Raw genomic sequence first — 18,268 nt, forward strand, 5'->3', positions numbered from 1 at the left:
ACGCTGTGGATGAGTTAAGGTCAGCACCGGGAAAAGGAAGCCTGTAAGGAGATGTCTATGGAATCCAGCGATGACAAACTGATCGCCATAATTGGCCTGCTCTCCGCCTGTTTAATTGGCGTGGTGTTTCTCTTCACCATGACCTGGCTCACCGACGTGCGTCACCCCGCGGATCCTTCACTCGATGTGCAAACCTGCCCGCAAAAACCCGCCACTACGCAACAGTCCTAGCTTTTTGTCTGCCAGTTCTGCCACTTAATCTGTTGACTGCGCAACTCCAGCGCCAGCGCCTCATGCAGGGTGCGATTGCCATTGGGATCGCCGAGGCCAAACAGCGCACCCGGTGAACGCCGATCGTCGGCCCACGCCGGATACTCCACCACCGGATAGAGTGAAATCCCTTCCAGCGCCACGCCGTGATCCAGCGCCAGACGCGCTTCTTCACTGATCTGCCGCAGCCAGGGCGCTCGCGCATCACCTTCGGCTCCGGTTTCGGCCAGAATCATCGGGCGCTGATAACGTTGCCAGCACTGCATTAACAAACGGTGCAGCGGTTGGCGCGTCGGATGGTCGATTGGCATGGTTTCGCCTGAGAAAAACCAGTGATTGTCGGGATAGTAATTAAGACCCAGAATATCGAGGAAATCCGCGCGGCCACCCAGTTCCGGCGCATCGCGTCCGCCAATCCAATCCCAGGCTTCAAACTGCGCCTGATGCTGCGCGTCGGCATAAGGTTTGCTGTCAGGGTTATCGGGATCGGTCGCCACCTGCACCAGCGGATCGGTCAGCACAAAGCGGGCATCGGGATAAACCTCGCGAATGGCGTGCATCGCCGCCAGCGAGGCGCGCACTAATTGGCGCTTCAGCTCACGACCGCGATCGCTGGCGTAGGGATCGAGCCAGGAAACATCCGCGCCGGCCCACGACCAGAATGAGATCTGATTGATCGGCGTGAAAAAGGGCTTTTCGATGCCTTCATCGCGCATCAGTTGAGCCATGGCGCGGGCGAAGCGTTCAAAGTGATCGATAAAGCTGGCTTTCCAGATATCCAGGTGATCGGGATAGCCAAAGTGCGCCAGCTCCCAGATAATCTGCATATCGTGACGCGCCGCGGCGTGCACCATCGGCAGAAAGGTGCGCCAGTCATATTCGTTGGGCACGGCTTCAATCAGATGCCAGCGAGCGCCATCGCGCGCGGTGTGCAAACCTTCCTGCGCCAGTGCGGCATAATCTTTCTCCAGCAGCATGTCGTGGCCGCTGCTGATCACCATATCGAGCCGACGTCCGCCTGCGCGTCGGGCGGTTGAACAGGGAAAACTGCCCTGAAAGAAACTGCGGAACAGCTGAGGGTGATGGCGCAGGGATTGCTGAGTCATAATCCTCTCCTCACATTGAGCGCCGGATGCAGAATGCAGAACGCCTGGCTAAGTCTAGACTAAATTGACGGTGCACCATTGGGCAGAAAAGGAAGCCTCCGATTGCTTCTTAGCGCATTGATACCAACAATAATAGGTCCACAGCTTTCAGGGATTCACTATGAGTGAAGCAGCAACCTCTTTGCCGCCTGAGGAACATTCGGGCAACCGGCTGAAACCGAGTGTTGAGGCGCGTTGCGCACGACATCCGGGCATGAGCGGCATTCATCCGCTTAACGATGGATTGGACGCTTTTGCTGCGCGCTATCAGTTGATGAGCATGGCGCAGCACACCATTGATGTGCAGTACTACATTTGGCACAACGACATGTCCGGCCGCTTGCTGTTCAGCGCGCTGCTGGACGCCGCCGAGCGCGGGGTGAAAGTGCGATTGCTGCTGGATGACAATAACACGCCGGGTTTGGATGAGACGCTGGCGGAACTCGATCGCCACGCTAATATCGCGGTGCGCCTGTTTAATCCGTTCTCGTTCCGCACGCTGCGCGCGCTCGGTTATCTCACCGATTTTTCCCGCCTCAATCGACGTATGCACAATAAGAGCCTGACAGTGGATGGCGCGGCGACGCTGGTGGGCGGGCGCAATATCGGCGACGAATATTTTGGCACCGGCGATGAACCACTGTTTACCGATCTCGATGTCCTGGCGATTGGTCCGGTGGTCGACGAAGTGACGCAGGATTTCGAACGCTACTGGCGCAGTAAAGCGGTATCGCCGCTGCGCAAAGTGGTTGATGTGAGCGGCGATGCGCATCAGGCAGTGCGCTTGCCACAAGAGTGGCAGCAGAGTGAAGCGGTGGAGCGCTATCTGGCACGGTTGGAGCACTCGTCGTTTATTAGCCAGATGGAGCAGGGCGAGCTGGAGATGACGTGGGCGGAATCGCGGCTGCTGAGTGATGATCCGCGTAAAGGGCTCGGCAAAGCAAAACGCCGCAGTTTACTGCCGCAGCGCATGCTAGAGGTCATCGGCACGCCGCAGCAGCAGTTCGATATTATCTCGGCCTATTTTGTCCCGACACGATCTGGCGTGGCGCAGCTGCTGGCATTGAAGCGGCGCGGGGTGAAGATAGCCATCCTTACCAATTCGCTGGCGGCCAATGACGTCACGGTGGTGCACGCCGGTTATGCGCGCTGGCGCAAAAAACTGCTGCGCCACGGCATCGCGCTGTATGAACTGAAGCCGCAGGACAATCCGCAAACCGCGCCACACGATCGCGGTATCACCGGTAATTCAGGTTCCAGTTTGCATGCCAAAACCTTCACCGTGGACAATCGCAAAGTATTTATCGGCTCGTTCAATTTCGATCCGCGTTCCGCCATGCTGAACACCGAAATGGGGTTGGTGATTGAGAGTGAAGCCCTGGCGCAGCAAACGCATCAGCGCTTTATTGCCGGGATGCGCGATCGCGCCTGGACGCTACGTCTGGATAAGTGGGGACGCGTCAATTGGGTCGAGTTTGCTAACGAGCAGGGCGAAGTGGTGCACAAACATGAACCGCAATGCACGCTGCTGCAGCGCTTGCTGGTGCGACTGGTGTGGCGCTTGCCGGTTGAGTGGCTGCTTTAGATAAAAAGGGCCAGCGTAGCGGGCCCTTTTTTCATTTGCGTTGCGGCTTACCGGAGAACAGGAAGCGCAGCAGCGGAATGCGCAGATGGATTTCATACAGCGTAAACGCCACGCCAAATACCATCAGTAAGCCGACGAAGAAGCCGAGCGTGTTGTTGCCGATGTGCGGCGTGATGTAGATGCCGTACAAAATGGTCAGCGGATGGTGTACCAGATAGATAAACAGCGAGGCATTCACCAGATACATGATGCGCGGCGAATGGCTGTTCAGCAGCTTATGGCCGAAGCTAAAACAGACGTTTAGCATGCACAACCCCATCAGCGTCGAAATGATCATATCGATTTCATACAGCCAACCTTCACCGCTGCTGTAACGCTGATTCAGGCTATAGGCGATGAATACCGCGATAGCGCCAAAGCACATCACCGGATTAAAGCGCACAAACAACGCTTTCAGCGCCTGATGCTTCCAGCTCAACGCACCCAGCATAAAGAACGGCAGGAACATCAGCGTTTGCATCACGGCAATGCTGAACAGGCCATCGGCAAACACGGCCGGAACGAAATAAAACAGCACGCGGCGGAACGCACACCAAATTAAGGCATAAGTCAGTAGTGCCAGCGTCAATTTACCCCAGCCAATTTGCTGATAATCGATGCTGCGCTGCTGCTTATTCAGCCAGCGAAACGCCACCATACCGAACGTGGTCAGAATCACCAGTACCAATAAAAACCACAGATGAGATATCAGCTCCCACGCCAGCGTGTTGTACTTGTCGTACAGCGAGAAACTGTTCCAGTCGCCGATTTTATCGGTGAGATTTTTGGTGATGAAAAACTGCGGCAAGGTAATCAGCGGCACGGCAGTCAACATCGGGATGCCGACACGCTCCAGACGCACTTTCAACCAGCGCTGCGGCTGGTAGCGTAAGTAGAGCATGTAGGAAAAATAGCCTGAAATAACAAAGAACACCTGCATGCGGAAGGCGTGAATAAAGTCGTTTAGCACCGTCAACCACATTGAGGCGTCATGGCTGTTCACGGCCCATTTCTGCGTGGAGTAAATCAGAGAGACGTGAAAAGGCACGCCTAATAACATTAAATACGCGCGAATCGAATCGAGGAAATATTCACGTTCGGGTTTAGCTGAACTCATAATCTTCCAATAGTCAGTTTACTTGCCGGTTTCGCCCTGAAACCGGATTATGCCGAAGGAAAATTCTACCGGCTGTAAACAGGGTATACTATCAGGTGAATCTGTATGTGATTTTGCGGGGTTTAATTATCCTAAAAGCACATTTTCAGCTTACAAATCAGCGGAACAATCTATTACATACGCTGTCGGAAAACCGAATAATCCTTTAAGATAATCGGGTTTGATCTAAGCACACGAAAGGGGGGGATGTGCTGAATAATGTGAATAATAAAGTGGGACTGGTAAAGATGCGCTGGGTAGGCGCGGCAGTTCTGCTGGCTATGTATGCCAACAATAGTTGGGCGTTTAACATTGATGATGTTGCAAAACAAGCCAAGGCGTTGGCAGGGAAAAGTTTCGAAGCGCCAAAAAGCAATTTACCCTCTCAGTTTCGTGAAATGAAGTTTGCTGACTATCAGCAGATCCAGTTTAACCACGACAAAGCTTATTGGGGCAAACTGCGCACGCCGTTTAAGCTTGAGTTCTATCATCAGGGCATGTATTTCGATACGCCGGTGAAAATCAACGAAGTGACGGCGTCTTCAGTACGTGAAATTAAATATAACCCTGACTACTTCAATTTCGGCAACGTAAAACACGATGCTGATGCAGTCAAAAACCTTGGCTTTGCTGGGTTTAAGGTGTTGTATCCATTAAATAAAAAGGGCAAAGACGACGAGATCACCAGCTTCCTCGGCGCCAGCTATTTCCGTGTGATTGGCGAAGGCCAGGTGTACGGTCTTTCGGCACGTGGACTGGCGATTGATACCGCCTTGCCGTCGGGCGAAGAGTTCCCGCGCTTTAAAGAGTTCTGGATTGAGCGTCCAAAACCGCAGGACAAACAGCTGGTGATCTATGCGCTGCTGGATTCGCCACGCGCGTCCGGTGCCTATCGTTTCATCATCAAACCGGGCAAAGAATCGACGGTTGATGTGCAATCCAAAGTTTACCTGCGTGATAACGTCGGCAAACTGGGCGTTGCGCCACTGACCAGTATGTTCCTGTTTGGTGCAAACCAGCCTTCGCCAGTGACCAACTTCCGTTCTGAGCTGCACGATTCGAATGGTCTTTCGATTCATGCCGGCAACGGTGAGTGGATTTGGCGTCCGCTAAATAACCCGAAACATCTTGCGGTTAGCACTTTTACCGTTGAGAACCCGAAAGGTTTTGGTCTGCTGCAGCGCACGCGTGATTTCAGCCGTTTCCAGGATCTCGACGATCGCTATGACCTGCGCCCAAGTGGCTGGGTTGAGCCGCAGGGTGATTGGGGTAAAGGCCGTGTTGAACTGGTAGAGATTCCAACTGCCGATGAAACCAACGACAACATCGTTGCGTTCTGGACGCCGGAAAAACTGCCAGAGCCGGGCAAAGAGATGAACTTCCAGTATCGTCTGCACTTCACCCGTGACGAGAATCAGCTGCACTCAGACGACATCGCCTGGGTAAAAGACACGCTGCGCTCTGCCGGTGATGTGAAGCAGTCGAATCTGGTGCGTCAGCCGGATGGTTCTATCGCCTTCACCGTGGATTTCGTTGGCAAAGCGATGAGCAAGCTGCCGGAAGATACGCAAGTGGCGCCGCAGGTGAGCGTGGGTAACAACGCTGACGTGGTTGAGCAGAGTGTGCGCTACAACCCGGTGACCAAAGGCTGGCGTCTGGTGTTGCGTCTGCGTGTGAAAGATAACAAGCAGCCGACTGAGATGCGTGCGGCGCTGGTGAGCGGCGACAAGACATTGACGGAAACCTGGAGCTATCAGCTACCTGCCAATGAATAAATCGATATTTCTACCTCAATCTTACGTGGAGGCTCTGCCGCTTGATGCGGCAGGGCGCGCCCGTCTCAGCGATTCGCTGCAGAATGCGCAGGCGTTCCACGCTATTCATACGTCGCTGGGGCAAGATAACGCCGCCAGCGAGCGCCCGGATGATGCACCGCTGAAATCGGTGTCATCCCGTGTGCAAATGGCCTGGCCGGACTCACTGGCGGATGGTCAGCAGCTCAGCAAGGATTATCTTGATCGCACCACACTGAAGGCGATGCCGAAAGTGAAGCGTTCGCTGATGTTCCCGGAGATCTGGCGCACCAACCCGATTGCGCGCGCCTGGGATTCCCTGCGCGGCCAGAAATCCACTCCACGCTATGCCACCGTTGAAGAGCAGAAAAACGAGGACAAGTGGCGCCACGTTGGCTCCATGCGTCGTTACGTACTGCTGATTCTGACGATTCTGCAGACCGTGGTGGCAACCTGGTACATGAAAACCATTCTGCCGTATCAGGGCTGGACGCTGATCGATCCTATCGAGATGTTCAACCAGAACTGGCTGCAGTCGGTTGAGCTGATCCTGCCGTACATCCTGCAGACCGGGATTCTGTTCCTGTTCGCCATCCTGTTCTGCTGGGTTTCAGCCGGTTTCTGGACCGCGCTAATGGGCTTCCTGCAGCTGCTGATCGGTCGCGATAAATACAGCATTTCGTATTCGACCACCGGCGATGAGCCGCTGAATCCGGAACACCGTACTGCGCTGATCATGCCGATCTGTAATGAAGATGTAGAACGCGTGTTTGCTGGCCTGCGTGCGACCTGGGAATCGGTCAAACGTACTGGCAATGCAGAACACTTCGACGTCTACATTCTGAGCGACAGCTATGATGCCGATATCGCCATCGCCGAGCAGAAAGCCTGGATGGAGCTGGTGCGTGATGTCGGTGGCGCCGGCAAGATTTTCTATCGTCGTCGTCGTCGTCGTGTGAAGCGTAAAAGCGGCAACATCGATGACTTCTGCCGTCGCTGGGGCAGCAACTACAGCTACATGGTGGTGCTGGACGCCGACAGCGTAATGAGCGGTGAGTGTCTTACCGGTTTAGTGCGCATGATGGATGCTAACCCGAACGCCGGTATTATCCAGTCTTCGCCGAAAGCGTCAGGCATGGATACGCTGTATGCGCGTTGCCAGCAGTTTGCTACCCGTGTGTACGGTCCGCTGTTCACCGCTGGTTTGCACTTCTGGCAGTTGGGTGAATCACACTATTGGGGCCATAACGCCATCATTCGTGTGCAACCGTTTATCGAACACTGTGCGCTGGCACCGCTGCCGGGTGAAGGTTCCTTCGCGGGTTCGATCCTGTCGCATGACTTCGTTGAAGCCGCGCTGATGCGTCGTGCCGGTTGGGGGGTGTGGATCGCCTACGATCTGCCAGGCTCCTATGAAGAACTGCCGCCGAACCTGCTGGATGAGCTGAAGCGTGACCGTCGCTGGTGCCACGGTAACCTGATGAACTTCCGTTTGTTCCTGGTAAAAGGGATGCATCCGGTTCACCGTGCGGTGTTCCTGACGGGCGTAATGTCCTATCTCTCCGCGCCGTTGTGGTTCATGTTCCTCGCGCTTTCTACTGCCTTGCAGGTGGTGCACACGCTGATGGAACCGACCTACTTCCTGCAACCACGCCAGCTGTTCCCGGTGTGGCCGCAGTGGCGTCCCGACTTGGCGATAGCCTTGTTCTCAACTACGCTGGTGCTGCTGTTCCTGCCGAAACTGTTGAGCGTGGTGCTGATTTGGTTCAAGGGAGCGAAACCTTATGGTGGCGCCATCCGCTTGTTCTTCTCGCTGATTCTGGAGATGCTGTTCTCAGTGCTGCTGGCGCCGGTGCGCATGCTGTTCCACACCGTGTTTGTGGTCAGCGCGTTCCTTGGCTGGGAAGTGGTGTGGAACTCGCCGCAGCGTGATGATGATGCGACGCCATGGAGCGAAGCTTTCCGTCGTCATGGTTCACAGATGCTGTTGGGTCTGGTGTGGGCGGGCGGTATGGGCTTCCTCGATCTGAACTTCCTGTGGTGGCTGTCGCCGATCGTCGTCTCGCTGATCCTGTCGCCGTTTGTATCGGTGATGTCGAGCCGTGCAACGGTAGGGCAGAAGAGCAAGAACGCCAAACTGTTCCTGATCCCGGAAGAGTATGAGCCACCTAAAGAGCTGGTTGATACCGATCACTATCTGCAGATCAACCGTCAACGCGCGCTGAAAAATGGCTTTATGCATGCACTGTTTAACCCGGCATTTAACGCGCTGGCGACGGCGATGGCAACATCACGTCACAAGCAGAGCGATTTACTGGATCATGCGCGTGACCGTCGTGTCGATCAGGCACTGAGCGATGCGCCAGAGAAACTGAATCGCGAGCAGCGTTTGCAGCTGATTAGCGATCCGGTGGTGCTGGCTCGTGTGCACTCACGCCTGTGGGAAAGCGCGGACAAATATCATCAGTGGGTGGAAAGCTATCAGAAGCTGAAGCTCAATCCAGAGGCGCTGCCACAGCGCTGAGGATGAGAAAGTAAAAAGCGGCAGAGATGCCGCTTTTTTTTCGCCAGAAATATGTCGCAATCTTTACGTGTTAAGGAGTGGTCATCGTCCCTGCGAGATGGTTAAACTAACGCCAGTTCATTGTGAGTAAATGTTGTGAATTATTTCCTGAAAATAACCGCGCTTAGCGCCGCCATTCTTCTGCTCACCGGTTGTGGCAGTATCATCAGCCGCACCTTTCCTGGACAAGGTCACGGCAACCAATATTATCCCGGCGTGCAGTGGGACGTTCGTGACGGACCGTGGCGCGTGCTAACCATTATCGATTTGCCGCTGTCGCTGGTGATGGACACGCTGTTACTGCCCGTCGATGCCAGTCACGGTCCGTACGAATAAACGCTATTACAGGTTGTCAGAAGGGCTGTTGTCGTCTTCCCACTCTTGTGCCGCCGCTTCGCCCTCTTCAAGGTCACGCGGTGGTTCCAGCTGGAACTCGCCGTCGTCCCATTCGTGCAGCGTATTTTCCGCCTGCCACTCCTGACGCAGTTCGACTTCATCAAAATCGCCATCAAAGATGGCTTGTGCGGCGTCTCCGCTTGAGATTGGCAGGCATTCACCCTGACCGTCCTCTTCCGCGAAAAATTCGGCCTGCCACATAATGTCGCCATCCTGCATCACGTACTTCTGCAGGGCGAACTGGCTTACACTGGCATCTTCTTCAGCGATCTCTGGTTGGCTGGCGAGAAACTCTTCACGAGCGGCTTCAATGGCTTCTTCAAGGGTGGTAAACAGGCTCATCATCAACTCCATGTCTGTAAAAAAGGGATTTCACAGAAGGATAGACGAAAAATCGTGACGTGCAGGGCGGAGAGGAAATATCAGTTGGGCGGTTGCGTGAAATTCAACCGCCCAACCGGTCAGGCTATTTTCTGCGGGAAATGCAATACCGGGCGTACTGATTCGTGAATAATTGGAGCAGAGTAACGAATACAACATTTAATACAGGGCTTAACCTTTTTAAAATTAATACGCGCGGTTGATAATGCCTGATTTAAATTATATAGAGTGCCAATAAATACCATATCCTCCTTTACAGGTAAGCGTTTGCACTCTTTCCGATGCAGAAGATGATAACCTTCCTGATCGGTACTGATCGTCACGTAGTAGTAGATACCTTTATTCATATTATATTGTCCTGAGATATATTTGCTGTGTGTAATCTTTTTATATTTTTTAAAAGTGAACGGGTGAAGCTAAGTGCTGCAATCGAAATTAACTGGATTCGATTTTACGAACCAATTCCATAAAGTTATAAGCGAAGCGATTATTTTAACGAAAAGGAATATGGGGTTTTTTAATCAGACAATACCTTGTTTAGTAAGTTAATTTTACTTCATTGATAAGTGATGCCGAAGGATTTAGCAATATTAAATAGGAATAGCCCTGGAAGTTGTAGAAATCAGGTCCGAAACGCTAAACTTTGGTGAATAAATATTAATGAGTGACAATTCCGGTAATCCTGCATCAACGCAGAATTTGGCTGCTATGGCGCAAGGAAAGGTTAATTTTACGTCAACATTGCGTGCTGAAGAAAAGTGATGTCTGATTAAATGCGGCGCTAAGCCAACTATCAGCCTAAGTTCAGGCTGGCACGGCTCACTAATAAATTACCGCATGTGATCGCGCCAAAAGGCAAATTAGTGCATATAAACCGTGGAGCACACAGGGTGCCCCGTCCGATATTAATAAACCGATGGTTCGCCTTGCGGACGCGTTTTAAAGCGGCGATGCAGCCACATGTATTGCTCTGGAGCCAGCAGCACCGTCTCTTCCACCACTTTGTTCATCACCACAGCGGTATCAAGTTCAGATTCCAGCGTAAATTTGTCGCGGATATCTGGCATCATTTTCAGCTCATAGCCGCGCGCGTTCGGCAGACGTCGCGCCAGGAACGGCACCACGCTTGGGTTTGCCAGACGAATCAGCATATGGGTGCCGGTGGTTGTCGCCGCATCCTGAACCGCGAAGAATGGCGCAAACACGCTGCTGCGCGGGCCATAATCATGATCCGGTGCATACCAGATAATGTCGTTGTTCTTCATGGCGCGAATCATGCCTTTCAGATCTTTGCGGTCCAGCATGCTTTTATTGGAGCGCATCCGGCCCCAGGTTTGCAGCCAGTCGATCAACTTGTTGTCGTTGGGACGATACACGCCAATGCCTGGGTTGTGCATACCAAATACCCGCGCTCCCAACTCCAGAGTCAGAAAGTGCATACCAATTAATAATATGCCGCGCTTCTCTGCCAGCGCGTTAGTCACGTGCTCCAGCCCGCTGGTGGTGACCCATTTACGAATACGCCAGTCCGGCCAGAACCACGCCATCCCGGTTTCAATCAGCCCCATGCCAACCGATTCGAAGTTGTGCTTTACCATCGCGTCACGTTCATTGGTCGGCATAGTGGGGAAGCACACTTCAAGATTACGCTGCGCCACTTCAACGCGCCGCTTCATAAAGCGCATGGCAACGCGACCCAATCCGCAGCCAATTGCATGCAGTACCGGATAGGGCAACAGCACCAGCAGATAAAGAAAGCCAATGCCGAGCCAGGTCAGCCAATAGCGTGGATAGAAGAGTTCACGGGTGAGTTGGGGAAGTTGAGTCATGGAAATGTCAGTATCCTGCGTCTTATGCCAGAGAGTCCGGTTTCTGTAATTTTTTGTCATTATGCCATTTTTTCATTCTGGCTGAAATCAAGCATAGACCGAGGACGGCTTTCCTACAGCAGGGATGCGCACGAAAACGCAATTGTGGCGCACAAATGCGTGTGTAATTTCAGCCGGCAGGCTTATCAAACCAAAATTTTTGTATCAGGCAGAATTCGGGTATCATACGCGCGCTAAATTTCTCTGATTGCTAACAGGACGAACACCATGCCAGTGTTACATAACCTTGTTTCCAATAAAGAGCTGAAGGAACGTATGTTGGCGGAAACCGAACCACGTACCACAGTCTCTTTTTATAAATACTTCCAGATTGCCGATCCTAAAGCCTTCCGTGATGCCCTCTACGTTGAGTTAACCAAACTCAAGGTGTTTGGTCGCGTCTATGTTGCGCACGAAGGCATCAACGCACAAATCAGTGTGCCCGCCAGCCGCTACGAAAAGATGAAGGCCGCTTTGTATGCCTTTGATGCGGCGCTAAATAACTTGCGCATGAACATTGCGCTGGATGATGACGGTAAATCTTTTTGGGTGCTGCGCCTGAAAGTGCGTGAACGCATTGTAGCGGATGGGATTGAAGACAATAGCTTTGATGCCAGCGATGTGGGTGCTTACCTGAAAGCCGCGGACGTTAATGCAATGCTCGACGATCCGGATGCGCTGTTTGTGGATATGCGTAACCACTACGAATATGAAGTGGGGCGCTTCGATAACGCCATGGAAGTGCCGGCCGATACCTTCCGCGATCAACTGCCGATGGCCGTTGATATGCTGCAGGATCAGAAAGACAAAAAGATTGTTATGTACTGTACCGGTGGCATTCGTTGTGAAAAGGCCAGCGCCTGGATGAAACACAACGGCTTCAAAGATGTTTATCACATCGAAGGCGGGATTATTGAATACACCCGCCGGGCGCGCGAACAGGGTTTACCGGTGCGTTTCAAGGGCAAAAACTTTGTCTTTGACGAGCGCATGGGCGAGCGTATTTCCGACGATATTCTTTCCAGCTGTCATCAGTGCGGCACGCCTTGCGATAGCCACACCAACTGCATCAATGATGGCTGTCATTTGCTGTTTATTCAGTGCCCAAGCTGCGCTGAAAAGTACAACAACTGCTGCAGCCCAATCTGCATGGAAGAGTCAACGTTGTCGCCAGAGGAGCAGCGCGCACGCCGTGCGGGCCGTGAAAATGGCAACAAAGTGTTCAACAAATCACGTGGTTTGCTGAACATGACGATGGCGATTCCGGCGCCAGATAAAAAATAAGCGTAAAACAGCCTGAGGTCTGCGGACTTCAGGCTGTATTTCGTTTACTTACGCACGCCTTCCACCGAAATAATCAGTTCAGCTTTCTGCGATGCCGGGCCAAGATCTTTGCTGATGTTGAACTCTTTCAGCACGATCTCACCGCTGGCTTCAAATCCTGCACGGTAGCCGCCCCATGGATCTTTGCCTTCACCGATCAATTTAGCATCCAGCGTGACGGGCTTGGTCACGCCATTCAGCGTCAGGTCACCGGTGATCTTGTAATCTTTACCCTCTTTCTTCACGGCGGTAGAAGCAAAGGTTGCCTGCGGGAACTTACCGGTGTTGAGGAAATCCGCGCTGCGCAGGTGTTTATCACGCTCAGCATGGTTGGTATCGAGGCTGTTGGTGTTGATGGTCACGTTGACTTTATCTGCCGCAGGATTGGCTTCATCAAAAGTGAAGCTGCCATCAAAGTCTTTAAAGGTGCCGTACAACCAGCTGTAGCCCAGGTGCTGAATGCGGAACTGCACAAACGCGTGCTGGCCTTCCTTATCAAATTTGTAATCAGCCGCGCTGGCCGTCAGGCTGGCGCTCAATAATCCGGCCGCTGCTACTGCCAATAATGTCTTCTTTAGCATGTTACTTTTCCTTTTCAGAGATTAACGGGATGCGGTAACCCAACATCCTTTTCAGTGTCACATCACGGTCGATAAAATGGTGTTTCAGGGCTGCCAGCGCGTGCAGTGCTGAGATCAGCACCAAACCCCACGCCAGCCAAAGATGAAGGTCACCCGCCAGATCCGCTTGTTGCGCGGCGCCGCTGAACAGGGCGGGAACCGCGAACCAGCCAAATACGGAGATCGGTTTGCCATCGGCGGTGGAGATGAGATAACCGGTGAACAGCAGCACCAACAGTAAGCCGTATAACAGCCAGTGCGCGGCGGTAGCGCTGCGTCGTACGGCGGGCGAATAACTCGCCAACGGTTTGGGCGGCGGTGAAATAAAACGCCAGCCGAGGCGCAGCAGCAGCGCAGCGAACAGCAGAATGCCGATGCCTTTATGAATTTCGGGCGCATCGTGATACCAGCCATCGTAATAGCCCAATCCGACCATCCACAAACCCAGCGCGAACATGCCGTAAATAACCAGCGCCATAAGCCAATGCAATAAAATCGAGACAGCGCCGAAATGCTGTGTGGAATTACGCCACATTAAAATCACCTGGAATGAAATAAGTGGTAATGAGCATCTACATTTTGCAATGAAAGATCAATTAACCTTACTTTTCTATAAAGTTGAAAATCATCTTCGGAATAAATGAGGATTTAATTAAAACTCAGTCAGAATAATTGAAGGGGTAGCTTAAAAGGTGGGGCTTATTGCGAAGTATTGCATATTCACTACACCAAATGCGGCATAGCGCTGCGCTGAATGTTGATATAGGTAATTAACTGTCAGTTTGTGTCAATTTCGCCGGCACAGGATTAGTACCGGCAAGTATGGTTTAGTTAAATCGCGCGAGGGAGAAAGGCGCAATATCGAAAGAGAACGGTTTGTTCTGCGCAAATTCACTGGCAAGTTCACCCAGCACGCTGGCGAATTTGAAACCGTGTCCGCTTAAGCCGGTGATGATCAGACGATTAGGTTCGCCCGGTAGCGTATCGATAATGAAATCTTCGTCCGGCGTATTGTCGTAGCTGCAGGCTTCGCCATGCAAACAGACGCCCACACCCGGCAGGAATTTACGCAGGAAGCTAAAAGATTCGTTGCCGTCTACCGCGATGCTGCCAAAAGGTTTGCGATCGGCCGGCGTTTGCATCAGCTGTCCGCCATCGTGACGTCCCACTTTCAGCGCGTTGTTATCCGCCGGGAAGCCGTAAAAGTGGCTGCCATCGCTCATCTCCACGGTAAAGCCGGGGAATTTATTGTTCTCGCTGTAGCGACCATCTGCCTGATACCAGGCGAAAACTTTGCGCACGGGCGCAACCGGCAGATCGGCGACCAACTGGCTCACCCAGGTACCGGCGCTGACCAACAGTTTACGCGCGCGGAAAATGCCATCGCTGGTAGTGACTTGCTGCAGATCGCCGTCACGACCTATCTCTGTCACCGGACAGTTAAACAGCTGCGCGCAACCGGCCTGTTCCGCCAGCTGCACCCAGCTGCGCACCGCTTGCTCACATTTGAGGAAGCCGGAGTTGGGTTCGTACACGCCGATGTAGCCATCCGGCACTGTGAACTGCGGCCAGCGCGCGCGCACTTCATCGGCTTGCAGGATTTTCACATCCAGCTGCCACGCTTTCGCGCTATCGATAACATTTTGAATAAAGGAGGAGGTGATGGGCGCTAAGTTGAGGATGCCGCTGCGATGCATGATGCGCTCGCCGCTCTGGCGTTCCAGCTCATCCCAGAGTGTCTGTGCGCGTAGCACCAGCGGCACGTAGCGTTCACCTTCACCATACGCATGGCGAATCAGGCGGGTTTCCCCATGATGTGTGCCCTGGCTGTGCGGCGGATGGGCGCTATCAATCATCAGCACCGATAAGCCAGCCTGCGTGGCGTAAAAACCGGCTGCTGCGCCGACCGAACCGCTTCCCACCACAATCAGATCATAAACCATAACGACATCACTCCAGCAAAACAGCGAAATTTTTCAACAGCATATCAAAAGAGAGCGCCCATGAAAAAGGCACCCTGTTGGGTGCCCTTTCACGCGATAGTAGAAATTAATGCTTTTGATTGTCGCGTAGGTACTGCTCGGTAGACTCTATTTTTGCAATGCCAGCTTCGAGTAGAGAGATGAACTGTCTGGCTACGTCAGTAGTCAGCCAGTAGGTCGGGCCTACGTCAGCTTCTTCTTCTTTCTGCCCCTGCGAGGAGAGCGAGTGCAGGCGAATCATCATGGCGTCATAACTGTCTACGGTGCTGATGTCCCATCCTACCAACGGATGAGTCTGGATGACGTCTTTATTTCTGTCCATTATAACCTCCGTATTACTCGTTAAACGAAGTGCTTCTTGAGGTTCAATGCGGCTGTATCGTGCACTAGCGAAACAATTATAACATGAAATGGCGGGTACAATAGTTAAAAGGTATGACGAACCTAAACAGAGTAAAAATAAACGCGGTTAACATTGCCGTTTAATCGAATAATAAAATGCCCGCAGCATCAGGCATTTTATTGGAATTATTACTGGCAACACTGACGAAGTTATCGGCTTTTATAAGGGAAAACTTTAGGCCGAAAAAGGGGGCACTTTTATGAGTGTGGCTCGACCGGCAGCAGGCCGTGACGTTTCTGAATCTCTTCCGCCAGCCGGGTAAAATGCTGCTGTAACTGCTCGTCATGGTTCTGGTTTTGCGCTTCCAGCGTCAGGTTGTGGACCAGCAACTGATTGGCGCGATCGTCGAGACAGAAGGTCAAGGTGGCAAACGCATTTTCTAATACGGTTAAGCGGCGCTGTTGCTCAGCAATAAATGCCAGCAATTCTCCGAAGGTCATCGCCTCTTCTGGTTTTTCAGTAGTCATGTAAAACACCTCCTGTAAGCATGACGAGGCAAGAATAGGGGATCGTTTAACATGAGTCTAGATGCAGGAAGTTTTTCTGGCGAGAGGGAAATAAAAACAAAAAAGCCGGATAGCGATACCCGGCAAAAACGGCACAGTGGCAGTTAATCGTTATTGAACCAGTCGTCAGCGCTTTCCCAGGTTTCTTGTAACAGTTCGCTGATGCGTTCGCGTGACTCTTTACAGCCACCAAACACGCTGAGTTGGTTGCCGCCGGCATAACGCACTTTGACGTGATGATCGTCGTCGGGGAAATCCTGCGTAATGCGACGAACCAGTTCGACGCTGAGTGCATCCAGTGCACCCGCAGGAAGGGGCGAAGTTTTTGCTACGGTAATTTCAACACGCATAGAAGCCTCCGGGATAATATACTGTTTATTTGTACAGTATAAATTTCCCGAAGGCAAGCAGCAGATCATTATTCTTTGATGCGCCAGTTCAGCGTTTCACCGGCAAGGAAAGGCACCAGCGTGTCATCTGCCAGCGCAATGCTCTCTTCAACCTGCCAGGATTCTCGCACCAGCGTCAGCGTGCCTTCATTCAGCGGCAGACCGTAGAAGTTCGCGCCGTTCTCCGAGCAGAAGGCTTCGAAATGTTCCAGCGCATTCAGCTCCTCAAACACGGTGGCGTACGCCGGCAATGAGGTCGGCGCATTAAACACGCCGGCGCAGCCACAGCTGGCTTCCTTGAGGTGACGCAGATGTGGCGCGGTATCGGTACCGAGGAATACGCGACGATTCCCGCTAGCAACCAGCTTACGCAGCGCTTCCTGATGGATATTGCGCTTCAGAATCGGCAGGCAGTAAAGATGCGGACGCACGCCGCCCACCAGCATGTGGTTACGGTTGAACATCAGGTGCTGTGGCGTAATGGTGGCGCCCAGCAGATCATTACCGGCTGCCAGATACTCCGCCGCTTCTTTCGTGGTGATGTGCTCCATCACCACTTTCAGCGCCGGGAACTGTTTACGCAGCGGTTCCAACACGGTTTCAATAAAGCGCGCTTCGCGATCAAATATATCGATGTGAGAATCGGTCACTTCGCCGTGCACCAGCATTGGCATGCCGATCTGCTGCATGCGATCCAGCACCTTAGCGATAGCGGCGATGTTGGTCACGCCGTGGCTGGAGTTGGTGGTGGCGTGCGCAGGATAGAGTTTGGCGGCGGTAAAAGTGCCGTCACGGAAGCCGCGCTCGATCTCATCGGGATCAAGTGAATCGGTGAGATAGCAGGTCATCAGCGGAGTAAAAGCGTGCTCAGCAGGTAACGCAGCCATGATGCGCTCGCGATACGCCACGGCAGCGGCCACGCTGATAACCGGTGGAACCAGGTTTGGCATGACAATCGCACGACCATTTACTGCGCTGGTATAAGGCAGTACGGCGTTGAGCATCGCGCCATCGCGCAGATGGATGTGCCAGTCGTCAGGGCGGCGGATGGTAATGTGCTGAGGTTGGGCTGTCATTCAAAAAGACTCCGGCTGAGAAGAAAACGAGAGGCACGTTTAGGCCGGGGAGTAATCATAAGGATGTGGGCAACCGTTTGCACGGGATTTTATTGTGACAAACAAAAACCGCACCGGAAGGTGCGGTTGCGCGGATTAATCTGTAAACGGAATCACCAATTGGCCCGGTTTCACTTCAATTCCTTTAGCAAGTTTCTTCGCCAGCGCTTCGCCTTTGCTGCGGTCTGCACTCAGCACATAAGCAGGTCTCTCATTAAAGTAGCGCTTCAGCGACTCATTGAGATACGGCGTGAGGGTTTTCATGATCGACGCCATTTTCTCCGGCTGCACCTGCGCATTGACAATCTCCATGTCATGCAGATAAATCGCGCCTTCCTGTGCGCTGTAAACCGGCTGCGCCTTCATCTTCAGCAGCATTTCGGCCTGCTGCGGACCAAACAGCGAGCTGACATTGATATTGGCTTTACCCGAGAGCGTTATTTTTCCGGGTTCTTCACGGCCAATCTGGCTGTTGAGATCGCTCAGCACAATGTGCGCATTCACCAGCCCGGAAACGCCGATATCTTTTTCGAAGTTATTGCGCTTTTGCAGCGCCTGATTCACTTCCTGTTCGCTGATGGTGTATTGCGTCAATTGGTTACAGCCGCTGAGTAGCACGGCAAAAAGCAGAGCGAAAAGCCCGGTAAACGCCTTTTTCATATTGTCCTCATCCTGATCGAAACGGCAAAACAGCGATAGCCTGCCTGAATCAGCGGCATGTGTCACCAGGAGAG

Annotated in this window: 19 protein-coding genes; 6 read left to right on the forward strand and 13 right to left on the reverse strand. The window is 52.8% G+C overall.

Annotated elements, in window-relative coordinates; translation table 11 throughout:
• Positions 1 to 57: 57 nt before the first annotated feature.
• The gene (locus P6287_RS07385) at positions 58 to 231 is read left to right on the forward strand and encodes a hypothetical protein (protein ID WP_167391168.1); all 174 of its coding nucleotides are present in this window, start codon (positions 58 to 60) and stop codon (positions 229 to 231) included.
• Here the strand turns inward: P6287_RS07385 and P6287_RS07390 are convergent.
• Positions 228 to 1,376 carry a beta-glucosidase gene (locus P6287_RS07390; RefSeq protein ID WP_101760873.1) on the reverse strand — a complete coding sequence of 383 codons (1,149 nt, stop codon included), beginning with the start codon at positions 1,374 to 1,376 and terminating at the stop codon, positions 228 to 230. The genes P6287_RS07385 and P6287_RS07390 overlap by 4 nt on opposite strands.
• A 160-nt stretch (positions 1,377 to 1,536) precedes the next feature.
• Between P6287_RS07390 and P6287_RS07395 the strand changes: the two genes are divergently transcribed.
• Entirely contained in the window at positions 1,537 to 3,000 is a 1,464-nt protein-coding gene (locus tag P6287_RS07395; RefSeq protein ID WP_101760872.1) for a phospholipase D family protein, read from the forward strand.
• 31 nt (positions 3,001 to 3,031) lie between these two features.
• Here the strand turns inward: P6287_RS07395 and mdoC are convergent, their stop codons facing one another.
• Positions 3,032 to 4,156, reverse strand: coding sequence for a glucans biosynthesis protein MdoC (gene mdoC, locus P6287_RS07400; RefSeq protein ID WP_101760871.1), 1,125 nt, complete (start codon positions 4,154 to 4,156; stop codon positions 3,032 to 3,034).
• A gap of 278 nt (positions 4,157 to 4,434) precedes the next feature.
• Here mdoC and P6287_RS07405 point away from each other — a divergent pair, with 278 nt between their 5' ends.
• The 3 genes from P6287_RS07405 (at position 4,435) to P6287_RS07415 (ending at position 8,887) form a co-directional block, all read left to right on the forward strand.
• On the forward strand, positions 4,435 to 5,970 hold the full coding sequence (locus P6287_RS07405; RefSeq protein WP_192234533.1) for a glucan biosynthesis protein G: 1,536 nt from the start codon (positions 4,435 to 4,437) through the stop codon (positions 5,968 to 5,970).
• Positions 5,963 to 8,512: a glucans biosynthesis glucosyltransferase MdoH gene (gene mdoH, locus P6287_RS07410; RefSeq protein ID WP_101760869.1), complete on the forward strand. Its 2,550-nt coding sequence runs from the start codon at positions 5,963 to 5,965 to the stop codon at positions 8,510 to 8,512. The genes P6287_RS07405 and mdoH overlap by 8 nt, the downstream gene beginning before the upstream one ends.
• Positions 8,513 to 8,647: 135 nt before the next feature.
• Entirely contained in the window at positions 8,648 to 8,887 is a 240-nt protein-coding gene (locus P6287_RS07415) for a YceK/YidQ family lipoprotein (RefSeq protein ID WP_110865906.1), read from the forward strand.
• A 6-nt stretch (positions 8,888 to 8,893) separates the two neighbouring features.
• Here the strand turns inward: P6287_RS07415 and P6287_RS07420 are convergent, their stop codons facing one another.
• The 3 genes from P6287_RS07420 to P6287_RS07430 all read right to left on the reverse strand — a co-directional run bounded on the left by P6287_RS07420 (position 8,894) and on the right by P6287_RS07430 (position 11,157).
• Positions 8,894 to 9,289 carry a MysB family protein gene (locus tag P6287_RS07420; RefSeq protein ID WP_101760867.1) on the reverse strand — a complete coding sequence of 132 codons (396 nt, stop codon included), beginning with the start codon at positions 9,287 to 9,289 and terminating at the stop codon, positions 8,894 to 8,896.
• Between the two features lie 119 nt (positions 9,290 to 9,408).
• Positions 9,409 to 9,675: a hypothetical protein gene (locus tag P6287_RS07425; protein ID WP_008103132.1), complete on the reverse strand. Its 267-nt coding sequence runs from the start codon at positions 9,673 to 9,675 to the stop codon at positions 9,409 to 9,411.
• Between the two features lie 558 nt (positions 9,676 to 10,233).
• Positions 10,234 to 11,157, reverse strand: a complete 924-nt coding sequence (locus P6287_RS07430; protein ID WP_101760866.1) for a Kdo(2)-lipid IV(A) acyltransferase — start codon at positions 11,155 to 11,157, stop codon at positions 10,234 to 10,236.
• A gap of 267 nt (positions 11,158 to 11,424) precedes the next feature.
• Here P6287_RS07430 and P6287_RS07435 point away from each other — a divergent pair, with 267 nt between their 5' ends.
• Positions 11,425 to 12,480, forward strand: a complete 1,056-nt coding sequence (locus tag P6287_RS07435) for a rhodanese-related sulfurtransferase (protein ID WP_101760865.1) — start codon at positions 11,425 to 11,427, stop codon at positions 12,478 to 12,480.
• Positions 12,481 to 12,524: 44 nt separating this feature from the next.
• Here the strand turns inward: P6287_RS07435 and P6287_RS07440 are convergent, their stop codons facing one another.
• The 8 genes from P6287_RS07440 to P6287_RS07475 all read right to left on the reverse strand — a co-directional run bounded on the left by P6287_RS07440 (position 12,525) and on the right by P6287_RS07475 (position 18,194).
• Positions 12,525 to 13,100: a YceI family protein gene (locus tag P6287_RS07440; RefSeq protein WP_101760864.1), complete on the reverse strand. Its 576-nt coding sequence runs from the start codon at positions 13,098 to 13,100 to the stop codon at positions 12,525 to 12,527.
• A gap of 1 nt (position 13,101) precedes the next feature.
• The gene (locus P6287_RS07445; protein ID WP_192234322.1) at positions 13,102 to 13,674 is read right to left on the reverse strand and encodes a cytochrome b; all 573 of its coding nucleotides are present in this window, start codon (positions 13,672 to 13,674) and stop codon (positions 13,102 to 13,104) included.
• A gap of 292 nt (positions 13,675 to 13,966) precedes the next feature.
• Complete coding sequence (gene solA / locus P6287_RS07450) at positions 13,967 to 15,082, reverse strand: N-methyl-L-tryptophan oxidase (RefSeq protein ID WP_192234320.1); 1,116 nt, start codon at positions 15,080 to 15,082, stop codon at positions 13,967 to 13,969.
• 106 nt (positions 15,083 to 15,188) lie between these two features.
• Positions 15,189 to 15,443 (reverse strand): biofilm formation regulator BssS, encoded by a 255-nt coding sequence (gene bssS / locus P6287_RS07455; protein ID WP_008103119.1) that lies wholly within the window; start codon positions 15,441 to 15,443, stop codon positions 15,189 to 15,191.
• A gap of 278 nt (positions 15,444 to 15,721) precedes the next feature.
• A complete protein-coding gene (locus P6287_RS07460) occupies positions 15,722 to 15,991 on the reverse strand; it encodes a hypothetical protein (RefSeq protein ID WP_101760862.1) in 270 nt (89 codons plus the stop codon).
• A 143-nt stretch (positions 15,992 to 16,134) separates the two neighbouring features.
• The gene (dinI, locus tag P6287_RS07465; RefSeq protein ID WP_101760861.1) at positions 16,135 to 16,380 is read right to left on the reverse strand and encodes a DNA damage-inducible protein I; all 246 of its coding nucleotides are present in this window, start codon (positions 16,378 to 16,380) and stop codon (positions 16,135 to 16,137) included.
• Between the two features lie 68 nt (positions 16,381 to 16,448).
• Complete coding sequence (gene pyrC / locus P6287_RS07470; RefSeq protein ID WP_101760860.1) at positions 16,449 to 17,495, reverse strand: dihydroorotase; 1,047 nt, start codon at positions 17,493 to 17,495, stop codon at positions 16,449 to 16,451.
• Positions 17,496 to 17,630: 135 nt separating this feature from the next.
• Positions 17,631 to 18,194, reverse strand: coding sequence for a lipoprotein (locus tag P6287_RS07475; RefSeq protein ID WP_277974730.1), 564 nt, complete (start codon positions 18,192 to 18,194; stop codon positions 17,631 to 17,633).
• Positions 18,195 to 18,268: the final 74 nt, after the last annotated feature.

This window comes from Pantoea sp. X85 (assembly GCF_029623675.1).
Taxonomy (GTDB): domain Bacteria; phylum Pseudomonadota; class Gammaproteobacteria; order Enterobacterales; family Enterobacteriaceae; genus Pantoea; species Pantoea leporis.

What these genes read in the sequence shown, in the direction of transcription:
- solA (WP_192234320.1), bottom strand. Translation starts at nt 15,082, where the DNA reads ATGGTTTATGATCTGATTGTGGTGGGAAGCGGTTCGGTCGGCGCAGCA.
- P6287_RS07425 (WP_008103132.1), bottom strand. Translation starts at nt 9,675, where the DNA reads ATGAATAAAGGTATCTACTACTACGTGACGATCAGTACCGATCAGGAA.
- P6287_RS07435 (WP_101760865.1), top strand. Translation starts at nt 11,425, where the DNA reads ATGCCAGTGTTACATAACCTTGTTTCCAATAAAGAGCTGAAGGAACGT.
- P6287_RS07420 (WP_101760867.1), bottom strand. Translation starts at nt 9,289, where the DNA reads ATGAGCCTGTTTACCACCCTTGAAGAAGCCATTGAAGCCGCTCGTGAA.
- P6287_RS07460 (WP_101760862.1), bottom strand. Translation starts at nt 15,991, where the DNA reads ATGACTACTGAAAAACCAGAAGAGGCGATGACCTTCGGAGAATTGCTG.
- mdoC (WP_101760871.1), bottom strand. Translation starts at nt 4,156, where the DNA reads ATGAGTTCAGCTAAACCCGAACGTGAATATTTCCTCGATTCGATTCGC.
- dinI (WP_101760861.1), bottom strand. Translation starts at nt 16,380, where the DNA reads ATGCGTGTTGAAATTACCGTAGCAAAAACTTCGCCCCTTCCTGCGGGT.
- P6287_RS07445 (WP_192234322.1), bottom strand. Translation starts at nt 13,674, where the DNA reads ATGTGGCGTAATTCCACACAGCATTTCGGCGCTGTCTCGATTTTATTG.
- P6287_RS07390 (WP_101760873.1), bottom strand. Translation starts at nt 1,376, where the DNA reads ATGACTCAGCAATCCCTGCGCCATCACCCTCAGCTGTTCCGCAGTTTC.
- bssS (WP_008103119.1), bottom strand. Translation starts at nt 15,443, where the DNA reads ATGGACAGAAATAAAGACGTCATCCAGACTCATCCGTTGGTAGGATGG.
- mdoH (WP_101760869.1), top strand. Translation starts at nt 5,963, where the DNA reads ATGAATAAATCGATATTTCTACCTCAATCTTACGTGGAGGCTCTGCCG.
- pyrC (WP_101760860.1), bottom strand. Translation starts at nt 17,495, where the DNA reads ATGACAGCCCAACCTCAGCACATTACCATCCGCCGCCCTGACGACTGG.
- P6287_RS07430 (WP_101760866.1), bottom strand. Translation starts at nt 11,157, where the DNA reads ATGACTCAACTTCCCCAACTCACCCGTGAACTCTTCTATCCACGCTAT.
- P6287_RS07395 (WP_101760872.1), top strand. Translation starts at nt 1,537, where the DNA reads ATGAGTGAAGCAGCAACCTCTTTGCCGCCTGAGGAACATTCGGGCAAC.
- P6287_RS07385 (WP_167391168.1), top strand. Translation starts at nt 58, where the DNA reads ATGGAATCCAGCGATGACAAACTGATCGCCATAATTGGCCTGCTCTCC.
- P6287_RS07440 (WP_101760864.1), bottom strand. Translation starts at nt 13,100, where the DNA reads ATGCTAAAGAAGACATTATTGGCAGTAGCAGCGGCCGGATTATTGAGC.
- P6287_RS07475 (WP_277974730.1), bottom strand. Translation starts at nt 18,194, where the DNA reads ATGAAAAAGGCGTTTACCGGGCTTTTCGCTCTGCTTTTTGCCGTGCTA.